General features: G+C 71.3%; 13 protein-coding genes and 2 pseudogenes. 10 read left to right on the plus strand and 5 right to left on the minus strand.

The annotated features are described in order from the left end of the window. Positions 1–820 precede the first annotated feature (820 nt). Positions 821–1,132 (minus strand): helix-turn-helix domain-containing protein, encoded by a 312-nt coding sequence (locus tag ACZ60J_RS38410; RefSeq protein WP_469688812.1) that lies wholly within the window; start codon positions 1,130–1,132, stop codon positions 821–823. Between the two features lie 114 nt (positions 1,133–1,246). Between ACZ60J_RS38410 and ACZ60J_RS38415 the strand changes: the two genes are divergently transcribed. Next, on the plus strand, positions 1,247–1,894 hold the full coding sequence (locus ACZ60J_RS38415) for an HAD family hydrolase (protein ID WP_469688813.1): 648 nt from the start codon (positions 1,247–1,249) through the stop codon (positions 1,892–1,894). A 4-nt stretch (positions 1,895–1,898) separates the two neighbouring features. Further along, a complete protein-coding gene (locus ACZ60J_RS38420) occupies positions 1,899–2,738 on the plus strand; it encodes a DUF1932 domain-containing protein (protein WP_469688814.1) in 840 nt (279 codons plus the stop codon). 7 nt (positions 2,739–2,745) lie between these two features. Here the strand turns inward: ACZ60J_RS38420 and ACZ60J_RS38425 are convergent, their stop codons facing one another. From ACZ60J_RS38425 to ACZ60J_RS38440, 4 genes are all read right to left on the minus strand, one after another. Beyond that, the gene (locus ACZ60J_RS38425; protein WP_469688815.1) at positions 2,746–3,315 is read right to left on the minus strand and encodes a phosphotransferase-like protein; all 570 of its coding nucleotides are present in this window, start codon (positions 3,313–3,315) and stop codon (positions 2,746–2,748) included. Next, positions 3,312–4,349, minus strand: a complete 1,038-nt coding sequence (locus ACZ60J_RS38430) for an AAA family ATPase (RefSeq protein ID WP_469688816.1) — start codon at positions 4,347–4,349, stop codon at positions 3,312–3,314. The genes ACZ60J_RS38425 and ACZ60J_RS38430 overlap by 4 nt, the downstream gene beginning before the upstream one ends. 150 nt (positions 4,350–4,499) lie before the next feature. After that, entirely contained in the window at positions 4,500–5,162 is a 663-nt protein-coding gene (locus tag ACZ60J_RS38435) for an AAA family ATPase (RefSeq protein WP_469688817.1), read from the minus strand. Positions 5,163–5,207: 45 nt separating this feature from the next. Continuing rightward, complete coding sequence (locus tag ACZ60J_RS38440; protein ID WP_469688818.1) at positions 5,208–5,966, minus strand: GntR family transcriptional regulator; 759 nt, start codon at positions 5,964–5,966, stop codon at positions 5,208–5,210. Positions 5,967–6,335: 369 nt separating this feature from the next. Here ACZ60J_RS38440 and ACZ60J_RS38445 point away from each other — a divergent pair, with 369 nt between their 5' ends. From ACZ60J_RS38445 to ACZ60J_RS38480, 8 genes and pseudogenes are all read left to right on the plus strand, one after another. Then, positions 6,336–6,944 carry a hypothetical protein gene (locus ACZ60J_RS38445; RefSeq protein WP_469688819.1) on the plus strand — a complete coding sequence of 203 codons (609 nt, stop codon included), beginning with the start codon at positions 6,336–6,338 and terminating at the stop codon, positions 6,942–6,944. A 238-nt stretch (positions 6,945–7,182) separates the two neighbouring features. Next, positions 7,183–7,458, plus strand: a complete 276-nt coding sequence (locus ACZ60J_RS38450; protein ID WP_257858132.1) for a WhiB family transcriptional regulator — start codon at positions 7,183–7,185, stop codon at positions 7,456–7,458. Between the two features lie 239 nt (positions 7,459–7,697). Next, positions 7,698–7,940 (plus strand): annotated as a pseudogene (locus ACZ60J_RS38455) (DUF5999 family protein); the annotation flags it as partial. 228 nt (positions 7,941–8,168) lie between these two features. Next, complete coding sequence (locus ACZ60J_RS38460) at positions 8,169–8,546, plus strand: hypothetical protein (protein WP_469688820.1); 378 nt, start codon at positions 8,169–8,171, stop codon at positions 8,544–8,546. Positions 8,547–8,696: 150 nt separating this feature from the next. Further along, complete coding sequence (locus tag ACZ60J_RS38465; RefSeq protein ID WP_469688821.1) at positions 8,697–11,024, plus strand: DUF2637 domain-containing protein; 2,328 nt, start codon at positions 8,697–8,699, stop codon at positions 11,022–11,024. 275 nt (positions 11,025–11,299) lie between these two features. Further along, positions 11,300–11,815: a hypothetical protein gene (locus ACZ60J_RS38470; RefSeq protein WP_469688822.1), complete on the plus strand. Its 516-nt coding sequence runs from the start codon at positions 11,300–11,302 to the stop codon at positions 11,813–11,815. Between the two features lie 3 nt (positions 11,816–11,818). After that, complete coding sequence (locus tag ACZ60J_RS38475; RefSeq protein WP_469688823.1) at positions 11,819–12,019, plus strand: hypothetical protein; 201 nt, start codon at positions 11,819–11,821, stop codon at positions 12,017–12,019. A gap of 132 nt (positions 12,020–12,151) precedes the next feature. Further along, positions 12,152–13,146 (plus strand): annotated as a pseudogene (locus tag ACZ60J_RS38480) (hypothetical protein); the annotation flags it as partial.

The raw sequence follows: 13,146 nt of genomic DNA on the forward strand, positions 1-13,146 counted from the left end.
GATGACCCGCCGCGCGCTCCGGGACCGGCCCGGCCGGGACCGATGCCGTACGAGGAAGCGGGATCACGGCGGCCGACGCCGCCACGGAACTCATCCGCCCACCGCCGCGCCAGAGCGGTGCACGGACACGGACAGGAATCCAGGAATGATCATCTCGGCAGCCTTGTGCAGGCAGCTATTGCCCAAAGGCCGGGGAGCGGTGAGAGCCTGCTCCGTTCCCGTTCCGCGGGCAGAAATCTTGAAGCGCGTCCCGCAGCCCGTGGGCCCCGAGAGCGAGCCCACGGCGAACGGGGTTCGTCTCACGTCGCGCGGTTCTGTGAATCTGATCAAGCAGACGCTCGACAATGCCTCAAACGAGGCGAAACGGACACCGGTCGGCTTTTCAGGGGACACCAGATCGTGCACTATGGCGAGGACACCAACTTCCATAACCAACCTGACACAGTCCGTGTGAGGACTGGTCGGCGAGTGGATGTAGGTGACGGCCCCCTCCGGGAGGAGCGGGCGGACACCGAACGGCTGGGGAGATCTCTCCTTTCGTCGGTGGAGCTGAAGCGCAGAGCCCCTGTGGTGGGGGCGTTGCGGTGAAGCGCGCGCAGCTGGTGCTGACGCGGCTGTGGTGGCCGTGGTTAGTGGCCGGTGGTGCGGTGGCCCTGGTGAGGGGCCAGTGGGAACGAGCGGCTCGGTGAGCCGCGGCTCAGAACCGGCGGTAACCGGGATCTGGGCAGCCGACACGGATGGTTAATCCGCAGTCGGTAGACGGGCCACGCGACGGCCGGCGGATGGTTAGTCCGCTCTTGGCGCGCGCGGCCGATGGCCGCTAGGTCATCCCGACCCCCCCCTCGGAGGCCGGCGTCGGCATGCCCTCATCCGCCTTCGTGGCCTCAGGGAAGCGTTCCGCAAGGCCTTTGAGGAGGCGCAAGTAGTTCTCGCGATGTGGGCGTCGAGGGCTGGTCTGGCCCAACTCCCAGCGCGTGACCGCGACTCGCTTCACGCCCACGGCGTCCGCGATGTCCTGCTGGGTGAGGCCAGCCGCCAGGCGCAGCTTCGCGCACACGTGCGGAGGTGGCAGAACCTCGGGCAGGCCGTTCAGCAGGGCGTCGACCTGCTGCGAGCGGTCCGGGTCAGGCATAGCCGAGCCTTTCATGGTCTTTGTAACCATGAAAGATACACGATCTGATCTCTCCTTGGGTGAAGAGGACGCCGCGAACTGAGCTTCTCTAAGCGCCCGGTAGGGTCCGTGCTTGTGTCCCGCTTCGCATTCTTCGACCTGGACGGCACGCTGGCCGACCGACGGTCGGCGCTCAGCGACGCGTTGACGCGCCTGTCCCGCTCTCGCGCCCTCTCTCCGGGTGCCGAGCGGTGGCTGCGTATCGAGCTGGCCGACCGCGCGACCGTCCATGACTTCGCCCGGCTGCGGGACGCCTTCGTCCTGGAGGCGTCGGCCGCGGACCTGTGGCAGGAGTACGTCGACCTCATGTCGGCCGCCGTCACCTGCCGCCCAGAGGTCATTGAGGGCCTGGCCCGCTTGCGCGCGGCTGCCTGGACTATCGGCATCATCACCAACGGGGCCAGCGACATCCAGCGCGCCAAACTCGCTGCGACCGGTATCGCGGACCTGGTTGACGGTGTCGCGGTCTCGGGCGACCTGGAGATCCGCAAGCCGGACCTGCGCCTCTTCGAACTCGCGGCGGCCCGGTGCGGGGTGAACCTCGCGGACGGCGGGTGGATGATCGGAGACAACCCGACCGGCGACATCGGCGGCGGCCACCGGGCTGGCCTGCGCACCATCTGGCTGCGAGGCCGCCCCTGGCCTGACGACCTGCCCACCGCGCACCACGTCGTCGACGACGTCACCGACGCAATCACCATCCTGCTCAACGAGACGGAGTAGCACCATGGACCAGCCGACCGTCGGCATCCTCCACCCAGGCAGCATGGGCGCCGCCGTCGCCGCCTGCGCCGCGACCAACGCGGCCGCGGTCCTGTGGTGCGAGACGGGGCGCAGCACCGCGTCGGCGGCACGCGCCGCCCGGTTCGGTCTGACACCGGTGGCCGAGCTTGACGAGCTGCTGGACCGCAGCGACATCGTCATCAGCCTCTGCCCGCCGGCCGCTGCCGAGGACCTGGCCCGCGACGTCGGCGCGCACCACTTCACCGGGGTGTACGTGGAGACGAACGCCATCAATCCCGAGCGGGCACAGCGGATCGCCGCGCTGCTCGAACCGGCCGCGACCGTCGTGGACGGCGGCGTCGTTGGCTCCCCACCGGTCGGTGGCAAGACGCCGACGCTGTACCTCTCCGGACCCGCCGCCGCGACCGGCCGGGTCGAGTCGCTTTTCGCAGGCACCGCGGTCCGGACGGCGGTGCTGGGTACGGATGTAGGGAAGGCGTCGGCGCTGAAACTGTCGTACGCGGCGTTCCAGAAGACCTCGCGGGTGCTGGTGGCGCTCGCGGTCGGAATGGCGCGCGTGCACGGTGTGGACCAGGAGCTCATCGAGGTCGCCTCGAAGCGCACCGACTCGTACCTGTCCGAGCCGCAGTACATCGCCAAGACCGCCGCCCGTGCATGGCGCTGGGGCCCGGAGCTGGAAGAAGCCGCCGACGCGCTCGCGGCCGCCGGCCTCCCACCGGAGATGCTGCGTGCCGCCGCGACCACGCTGTCACGGTGGCACGACGTCAAGGACGACGGCGAGCTCACGCTCATCGACGCCCTTGACCGACTCGCCCGGCCATAGCCCGCGCTCATGCCGTCGTTGCCCTCGCCCGCTGCGCAAGCAGCTGGTCGATGAGCCGCGCCGTGTCCTGGGGAGTCGCCTTCGTGGTGTCGACGGTCAGGTCCCAAGCCGTACCCGGGTGTACGGCCACGTCCTCGCGGGTCGCGTCCCATGCTGTGAGGCGCGCCGTGGTGTCGCTGTCGCCCCGCCCTGCCGACCGCTGCTCGGTCACCTCGCGCGGGCACCACAGCAGTACCACCGACCAGTCGACAAGGTAGCCGTCGATCAGCGCTCGGATGCCGTCGACCTGCCCGAGGTGCACTACGGGCACCCCGGCCGCGAACGCGTCGTCCAGACCGGGCCGGTCGACCGCGTACGTGTTGCCGTACCGCGCGTTCACGTAGACAACGTCGCCCGCGGCCTCCAGCTCGTGCAGCTGTTCTGGTGTGCCCATCCGGTAGCCGACGGCCTTGCCCGTTCCTACCTTGAGCCGTGCGAACTGGGCGTACTTCGAGTTCAGCTCGGTAAGCGCGGTGGTGACGGTGTCCTTGCCGGCCGCTGGCGGGCCGTAGAGAATCACTCCCTGCTTCGAGGTCACGCGTACATCGCCCCCATCGCCTGCCGGGCCTGGTCCGCGAGCGTCACCGCGGTCCCCAGACGGTTGTCGACGACCAGGTGCGGAACCGCCGGGCGCAGTTCCAGGTCGATCGTGGCCATGTACTCGTCCCAGCGCTGGAGCTTCCACCCGTCCCGGGCGGCTGAGCGGAAGCCGATGTACTCGCGCATGGACTCCTCATCGCAGCGGACCCACACGGGGAAGACGTCCACTCCCATCGAGCCCGCGCGATTGGTCAGGCGCTGCATCCAGGCCGGGTCGGTCATCTCGGCAATGAACGGGGCGGTCAATACCGTGGAGATGCCGCACTTGATGTTGGCCAGGGCCGACTGCATCAGACAGTCGTACTCCACCGGCCGGACCTTCTCGCGGTAGAGGTCGGTGTGCCGGTCGTTCGCATCGCCGCCCAAGGCGATCAGGAGGCGCTCCACGAGAGGACGGGTGAGCGGATCCTTGTCGAGCAGCGGCCAGCCGGTGAGCTGAACGAAGAAGCGCGCGAGCTCCGTCTTGCCGCTGCCGGCATAGCCGCCAACCAGGATGAGCACGGGGCGGTGGGGGTCACCGCCCGTGTGACGGCGTTTCCACGCGTCGATGATCCGCTGCTGCAAGTCGAAGTGGTCGGCCTCATCCGAGCCCGGCGCGATGCGATGAACCGCGCGCTCGACAGCCAAAACGTGCGATCCGTTGAGACGGTCGTCCAGCGGGGTGAGCTTGAAGGCGGACTCCTCACCAGGCAGGGCGGTGCGGAACCCCAGGTCCGGCTCGGTTGCCCTGTAGAGGAGACAGTAGGCCCGCCGATAGTGAGGGCCGGGGAAGACCTCGCCCTGCTCGTGCTGCCACAAGGTCTGAGGATTCGCTGCCGGGATGCCCTTCAGCTTCGCCCGCTCCGCCACTTCGCGAAGGCGTTCGCCGGCCTTCTCCAGGGTCAGACCGTGAGCCTCCCGCTGCTCGCGGAGCCGGTCGGGCCTCCACCCTGCTCGCTGCCTGCCCACGCTGTCCCCCTCCGTCACCGTCATGCCCGCGAGCCTATGCCGCAGCCCCAAAACCTCGTGTGTATGCGGATGTTGAAAACCCGTGAATGAAGCTGCTCACGGCGCTGTGATGGTCCTTTTGCTCCGCCGAGAGTGGGATTGCCCACGTGAAAAGCCGCTCGTGGGAGGTCGGAATCAGTGAGGGTCGTCATCCATGAGGCCACGCCTACGGCGGAGCTCCGCCAAGACGTGCTCTGGGACGCCGTCGTACAGGACGTGCGGTTCTGCGTCGGTCGGCGGGGTGAAGCGGGAGGCGTGGCGAAGCAGGTCCTCCTCGCTGAACTCGATCGCGTTGGCGTCGACCAGAGACTGCTCGTTTCGCTGCTGGATTCGGCCCCAGCGCACCTCGTGCGGGACTGGCAGGTAGATCAGGACAGGCGCGCCGCCGGCCTCCATCACTGTGGCAGCCCAGTGGGCACGCTCTTCATGAGTCCAGAACCCGTGGTCGACCACGACGTCGTGTCCGGCCTCGAGCAGCTCTTGGAGCTCAAGAGAGATGTCCTCGAGCACGGGAGCCTCGCGGACCTTGAACTCGCCCCGGGGGAAATCCCTGCCGTAGTGGCCGTACCGGCGGAACATCTCCTCGTCCGGGCAGAGGCGCCGGAACCCAGCCTGCTCCAGAGCACGGGCGAGGGTCGTCTTGCCAGATCCCTGCAGACCGGACAGAAGAATCGCCCGTGGTGCGGGGCCCGGCCTGCCGGACAGGGCTGCGGAGACGCGTCGGATCTCGAAACCGTCCTTCCAGAGGCAGGGTGCCGGTGCGCTGCGTGTGCAGGAGCACGTCGAGCCGGTGCTCATGGCACCCGGCGAGGGTGTCGTTCAGAGGCCCGGAGCTGCGTGTGGTCACCGCAGGATCTCCGAGGTTGTCCTGCGCGTGCGGCCCGGCGCGCCCAAGTCCACGCCGTACTCCAACACCTCGCCATCGGCGTCCGTGAAGCGGGCGATGAGGACCAGGATCGCCGCAGTGGTGCCGGCCTCCAGCTCCAGGAGCTCGAGGTCGTCCGCAGTGGCGATCCGCGCCGACTCCTCGTCGATCCGCTTAGCAACCTGGCGGCCGGTGGCCCGAGCGATCAAGTCGAGCGACAGCCCGCCCTTGAGCCGCGCGCTGCGCGCGAGTTCCGGCAGCACCCGAGCGAACTCGGCGGGGATCCAGGACGTGGAGTGAGAGACGATGCCGTGATCGTCCCGGTAGACACGGCTGCGGCGAATCACGTCGTCACCAGGCGAAATGCCCAGCGCGTGCGCAACGTCCTCTGGGGCTTCTACTATGCCGGCCGTGTGGCCGGAGGACTTCTCGCCGACGCCCCAAGAGGACTGGCTCTTGCTGCTGCGGTCGTGACGCTCCGAGCCGGAGGACAGCGAGATGGGGCGGGCCATCACTTCGGTGCCAACGCCCGGGATGCCCTGTACGAGCTTCTCCTCGCGCAGCAGCCGCATCGCGCGGTCCGCGGTAGCGGTGCTGACGTTCCACTCCGTGGCCAGCGTTTTGATGCTGGGCAGGAGATCGCCGGGCGCGAGGTCCCCGGAGCTGATCAGGTCGCGGTAGTGGCCCGCGATGCGCGCGTACGGCGGCCGGTTGTCGGCTCGGGGCGGCCCGGACATGTGCCTTCGCCTCCTTCAGGTTCATCTGGTTGCCTCACTATACCGCTTGACACCTGAGGGTACCTGATGCAACCTGATGTATGTAAGGCGGTGGTCCGGGTCCTCCGGGAGCACCAACTGGCATCCGCAAGACCGCAGTAGTCGTCCGCCCCTCGGGGTGGCCGGAGTAGTCCTCCCCCAGCTTGCTGGGAACCGGAGGGCGTGAGAGCACCAGAACTCCTCCGGAGCCTGACGGCACGACAACTGCGTGTACGTCGCAGCGCTGTGCGCTGTCTGTCCCACGGGACGCCGGCCTCGTGCCGTGCGGCCCGGAGGGCAGAGAGAGCATCGCGACCCGCGCCCCTGCCGCTCCGCCTCTGAGGAGTCCAGATGTCTGCTTCGACCCTTGAGCGCACCGCCCGCCCCCGCCGGAGCCGGACCCGCTCCCGCACTGTCAACGCCCGCCCGGCGCTGGCCCTCTCCACCCTTAAGCCCCATCAGTACGACCTGCGCCCCGCCTGCGCGTCGCTGGTCTGCCCCGACTGCGAGACGTGGGTGCCGATCACCGGCCTCGGCAACAAGACGACCAAGCTCGTGCCGCACGACACCGGCCGCGCGGGCAAGGACGCTGCCGTCCGCTGCCGCCCGGGCAGCAACCGCCTGGTAACGGTCGACCTCACGGTCCGCAAGTGGGCCGAGCGCCTGGAGGACGGTCACGCGGAGACCGGCCACCGCCGCAAGACCACCGTGCGGCGCAAGCCGAAGATCGCGGTCGCCCCGGCCGTCAGCCAGATCGCCGTGCAGAAGCAAGCGCCGGCGGATGACGAGCGCAACAACGACCGGCTCCTGCGGCTGCGGCGCAAGGAGCAGTGGGCGGCGACCGAGTCCGCGGTCCGCGACGCCGACACCCGCCGCGCGCAGCTGCCCGCCGGTGCCGCGCCGCTGGGAGCGCCGCCGGTGCCGCTCAAGACGCTGCACCCCGAGCGCCGCGCGAGCTGACCAACCCCGCACGAACGACCGCGGCCCCGTCCATCCCGATCGCTCGGGATGGACGGGGCCGCGGCTGCTCGTACGAACAGCCTGAACAGCACGACAGCCCCGGTGATTTGAGACCCTCCGGGGCTGTCCAGGACCCGCTTGGAGACCTGATGCCCACCAGCATCGCACGGAACGACAGCGACTCCGACCCGATCATGGACGAGGCCCTCCGCCGCGTTCGCGAAGGGCGGTGACCGGGATGGACTGGCGACACAACGCGGTCTGCCGCGAGGAAGACCCCGAGCTGTTCTTCCCCATCGGCAACACCGGCCCGGCCCTCCTGCAGATCGAGGAGGCCAAGGCCGTCTGCCGCCGCTGCCCCGTCATGGAGCAGTGCCTCCAGTGGGCGCTTGAGTCCGGCCAGGACGACGGCGTCTGGGGCGGCCTGTCCGAGGACGAGCGGCGGGCGATGAAGCGCCGCGCCGCCCGCAACCGGGCCCGGAACGCGAGGAACGGGGCGGGGGCGGCGGCATGACCGACGCCGACCAAAAGCGCCTGGAGGACAACCTCCGCCGCACGAACGAGGACCACGACCTCGGCCGGCGCCTGCACGGCTGAGGCCCCGCACGACTGACCGCAGTGCGGGACGGACACCCAACTCCGATCCCGCACCGCGCTGCTCCACCAGGCCGGTCGCCCGCCACACGGGCAGCCGGCCTTTCGCACGCCTCCCGCCCGAGAGACTCTCGGGCCCGCATCCCCGCAGGAGAGCCCATGCGTACCAGCACCGACACCACGACGACCGCCACCACCCGGCTGCCGAAATCGCTCTGCACCCACAATCCCGCCTGCCCGACAGCCGACAGCCCGGACCGCGAGGCCGCGCGCGTCGTGGCCGCCCACCCGGAACAGGGCTGGAGCCTCCTCTGCAACGCCCTGATCGTCTTCGACGACACCGGCGAGCTGCTCCCCGACGGCCGGATCGTCGCCCCGCACCGGCCCACCGGCGCCATGGACACCGCGCTCCCCCTCCTCGCGGACGCCCACACGCTCATCGGCGGCACGACGCGCAGCGGGAAGACCAGCGTGGCCGCGTTCCACCGGGCGGCGTCCCTGTCCAACAGCACCGCGTGGTCGGCCTGACGGCTGCCTGATCCGCCCGGCCCGGCCCGCCGAACCCCGGCGGGCCGGGCCGGGCGGTGACTGGGAGCCGGACAGTCCGGACCACTCACCGAGGGAGCCCGTATGCACGCCTACTCCGAGCCCACGACCGCCAAGGGCAAGGTCTCGTACCAGCGCGACAACTTCGTGCTCTACCGCGACCCGGAGAAGTTCTGGCGCGGCGAGCCGAACCACACGTTCGTCTGCCGGGTCAGCCGGATCGACACGTACGTCTCCGGCGGCATCCGCTACACCCTGCTGCCCGTCACGGGCGGCGTGATCAACAACGTGATGGGCGACTACATGCGGCTGCTGCCGCCGGCCGACGCGATGCGCGACATCGACACCGCCCCGCTGAACACCGAGGGCGCGGCGGACGAGATGACGGCGGCCGCGATGGCCTGGCTCACCCAGCAGCACCGGACGGCCAACCGCCGCCCGGAGTTGTCCGCCGGCGACTGACCCACCAGCCCCGCAGCAAGACGGTCCTCCGAGCCCCCGGCATTGAAGCTGCCGGGGTCCCGGAGGACCTGGTCCTGACCCTACCGACCGACGCTGCCCCGCGGTGCCCTTCCTCACGGAGGCGCCGGAACGTACGAGAGGACATCCCCCGTGGCCACCAAGAACGCTGCCCGTCGCCGGGCCCAGCCCAAGCGGCAGCCCCGCACGTCTGCCGCCCGCCCGCACACCCCGGCGGCCGCCGTCCCGGAGCAGGCCGACGCCCCGGCCGCCGAGACCACCTTGCCCCTGGTCCACGAGGAGGCCGACCCGGTCCTGGCCGACGCCGTCGACCGCGCCGCCGACCTCCGCGACCAGGCCGCCGCCGACGCCGCCCGGATCGTCGCCGAGGGCGAGACCCGCGCCGCCGAACTGCTGGACGACGCACGCACGGAGGCGGCCGCCCTCACCGAAGAGGCCACCGCCGAGCAGTCCCGCCTCCTGGCCGACGCCGCCACGACAGCCGACCAGGCCCGCACGGACGCCGAGACCACGGCGGAGCAGCTGCTCGCCAGCGCCCGGGAGAAGGCCGAGGCCCTCACCACCGAGGCGACGGGCAAGGCCGACGAGCTTCTGGCCGACGCCACCGCGGCCGGCGACCGGCTCCGCAAGGACGCCGCGACCACCGCGGCCGCCGACGCGAAGCAGACCCGCACCGACGTCGAGGCGGCTGCCGAGCAGCTGCTCGCCGACGCGCGAGGCGAGGCCGAGGTCTTCACCACGGCCGCGTCCCGGAAGGTCGAGGAGATCCTGGCCGACGCGCAGCGCCGGGCGCAGGAGGCCCTGAACACGGCGGCCACCGACGCCGGGCAGGCCCGTACGGAGGCCGGCCGGGAAGCCGAGAGGGTTCTCGCCTCGGCGAAGGAGAAGAGCACCGAGCTCTTGGCCGAGGCCGAGCGGACCGCCGCCGATACCCGTACGCGCGCGGCGAAGGGCGCCGAGGAGCTCCTGGAGCGGGCCCGCGCCGACGCGGATCGGACGCGTGGAAGCGCGGACGAGCAGGCCGCGCAGGTGCGGGCCGGGGCGGAGAAGCTGGCCGCCGGCCTTCGCGCCGACGCCGACCGCGCCCTGGGCGACGCCCGCAAGGGCGCCGAGGAACTGCGGGCCGCTACCGACAAGGACGTCACCCGGCTGCGCGAGCAGGCCGAGACGGACGCGAAGGCGGCCCGGGAGGCGGAGGCGAAGGCCACGGCCGACCAGGCCGCCGCCGTGCTGGCCCTGGCCGAGGCAGAGCGGGTCCTCGAGGCCGCGACGCAGCGGACCGTGCGCCGGGCGCGGCGCCGGGAGATCCGGGCCGAATCCCGTGCCAAGCGGCGCAAGACCCGGGACGAGGCCCGGCCCGCCGGCGGTGTCCCGCCGCTGTCCGGGCAGGAGCTGCTCCTGGTCGTCGGGATCGTCCTGGCGGCCGCGGTCGTCTCCACCCTCGGCCTGCTCTCCTCCTACACCGCGCTGGAGGCCAAGGCCGCCGCGTGGGGCTGGGAGTGGCCGTGGCTGCTCCCGGTCGGCATCGACGTTGCCATCCCGGCGTTCACCGGCGCCAACCTGATCCTGATCAGGATGGGCATGGAGCTGCGCTGGATCCGCTGGGTGCCCCGCGTACTGACGGCGGTGACGGTGTACCTGAACTGGAACGCCTCGGACTCCGCGTCGGGCCGGATCGGGCACGCCGCCCTGACCCTGCTCTGGGTCGTGTTCTCGGAGATCGCCTCCCACGTGTACGCCACGAAGATCGGCGCGGTCACCGGCAAGATCCGCATGGAGACGGTCCGACGCAGCCGCTGGCTGCTCGCTCCGGCCGCCACCGCCCGGCTTCGCCGCCGGATGATCCTGTGGGAGATCACCTCCTACGACGAGGCGCTCACCCGCCTCCAGCAGGAGACCTGGCTGCGAGCGCGGCTGCGCGAGGAGTTCGGTCTGCTGTGGCGGTGGAAGGCGCCGCTGGAGCAGCGGATGGCGCTCAAGCTCGGCTCGGCGCCCGCCGCGCTCGCCGACACGCTCACCCCCGAGGACGCTCACACCATCGAGCGGGTGGAGGCGAGCGCCGACGCTCACCCGGAAGCGGGCGGCGCTCACCCCGTGGTGAGCGCGCTCACCTCCGGCAACGAGGAGGGCGAGCGCGAGCGCCCGGCGCTCACCATGGGCGCTCACGGAGGTGAGCGCCCCGGGGAGGACGAGGACGCTCACCGAGCGGAGGGCGGTCGAACCCACAGCGAGCGGGACGCGCTTACCGAGCGCCGCCACGAACGGATCCGCCTCCTCTACACCGAGCTCGGGCGCCGTCCGCAGTGGACGGAGATCCGCGACGCGCTCACCGAAGCGGGTCTGTCCGACGAGCCGGTCTCCCGCCCGACCGCCCAGCGCCTGCGCGAGCAGGTCGAGGAGGGCACCCCGAGCGCCCCGGCGAGCGCGAGCGCCGGGGCGAGCGTCCCGGCGGGCGTCTGAGCGCCCACCGCGCTCACCGCCCCACCCGAGCGCCCACGGCGCTCACCGCCCCTGCCGCTCATGGTCGCCCCCGGCCCGCGCCCACGCTCCCCCGAGCGTGAGCGCGGACCGGTGACGGCCACGGCCGGCAGGCCCGCGGTCCGCACCCGCCCCGAGCGGGGCGCGGACCGCCCGCCGAACCCGAGCACCACCTGGCCCCGCACGCACGCCTCGGGGACACGGACCCATGAACCCCTTCCGCCCCTCCCCACCCCGAGACCTGGAGGTCTTCTGCCATGCCCGAGAACAGCAACCGGTGGACCTCGGACCACCTGATGAAGCCCGGCGGCACCGCCGTCTACGCCGCCCAGCAGCGCGAGAGGCTGCGGCAGATGGCCGACGAGGTCAGGGCCCTGCTCGGCGAGTACCGGGCCGACCTGGAGAACCTCAAGTTCGCCGGGGACAAGCCCTTCGAGGCCCGAATCCGGGCCTATCTCGCCTCCCGCCCGCTGGCGCAGTTCGAAAAGGACCTGCGGGACGCCGTGAACCACGCCGGAAAGCTCGACGCCGAATTCCAGCGGCGTTACGTCGACCTGCCCGCCAAGCGTGAGGCGAAGGCGGAGAAAAGGGAGCTGGAGAAGGCCAACAAGAAGGGCCTGGCCACCGCCCGCGCGGTAAACACCGCCGGACACCTCAACGGCCTCACCGCCGCCCTGACCGAGCCGACCGGCGACGGGAAGGGAGTTGCGCAGAAGACCGGCGCCGACGGCGGTCAGAACACCTTCCTGGACTACCTGGAAAAGAGGGCCTGATAAGTGGCCCCGCACCTTTCCAAGGGCCAGACGAAGCGCTGGAACACGCGCCTGGCGGAGACCACCACGAACAAGGCGCGGGCCACCGCGCTGTGGGACCTGGCCCGCCTCCTGGCGGGCACCGACAACAAGGCGTGGGCCGACCTGGTCCTGCTGCTCCAGCGCTGGACCACGGAGCAGCAGGGCCGGCCCCCCTCGCCGTAACGCTCCGCGCTCATCACCGTTCATCATCACCGCCTCACCCCGTGAATCCGGGGGTCCCAACATGCGCGCCTATACGCGCGCGTGAGGCCCCCGGATCCGTGACCCGGAGTGACTGACCGAAGGAGACGGCCGATGGCCGACGACGACGCCGGGGGAACCGTCTTCAACTTCCCCGGCGGGCTGACGATCCCGGGGCCGGTGGGCAGCACCCCGCCGGCCCCCGGGGCCGACACCCCCACCCTGACCGCCCTGCCCACCCTGGCGCCCCCGCCCTCCCTGCTGGTCGCCGGGAATTCCGACGTCGGCGGAGGCGCCGACACCACGGCCGCACACGCCGACCCCGGAATCCCGGACAGCTCGCAAGGGCAGGGAATCGGTGCAATGTCGGTCGTGATGATGGCCGGTATTACCGTCGCCGCAATGCGCGGTGCATGGAATGCCGCCGCCTATCTGAAAGCCCGCCACGAACACCATCGGGCTATTGCGGATAAGCAGCAGGCGGCAGCTGATAAAGCCGCCATCGGATTGGAAACGGCCCGCCAGAAAGGCCGCTTGCAACCCGGCCCGGAATTCGGCCGCAGCACCCGCACATCGGGCGGAGGGGGAGCCCGGACAAACGCCGGGAAGAATTCCCCGCCCAGCACGTTCCGCTCCCCCAGCGGCTCCAAGTCGCCGGGGCCCTCCGGATCCAAGACACCCACCAAGGGCCCTGGCGGGGCCTCTGGCGGCCGTACGCCCTCGCTGGGCACCGGCGGGCTCGGAGGCGGCGCCGGAGGCCGCAAGGGCGCCCTGGAGTCCTCCGGGACAAAGGGCGGCGGAAAGCCCGGAGTTGGAGGCGGAAAGACCCCGACAACCGGCACGAGGAACAACTCCGGCGGCCTCTCCGGAGCCGTCCGCGATCAGGCCGCCGATCGGGTCCGCAACGGCCCCAAGCCGAAGACCCCGACGCCGACGCCGACGCGCACCCCGGGCATCCGGGATGCCGTCCGCGACCGGGCCGCCGACCGCGTCCGCAACGGCCCCAAGCCCAAGACCCCGACGCCGACGCCGACGCGCACCCCGGGCATCCGGGATGCCGTCCGCGACCGGGCCGCCGACCGCGTCCGCAACGGCCCCAAGCCCAAGAC

The organism is Streptomyces sp. NPDC104226 (assembly GCF_055584085.1).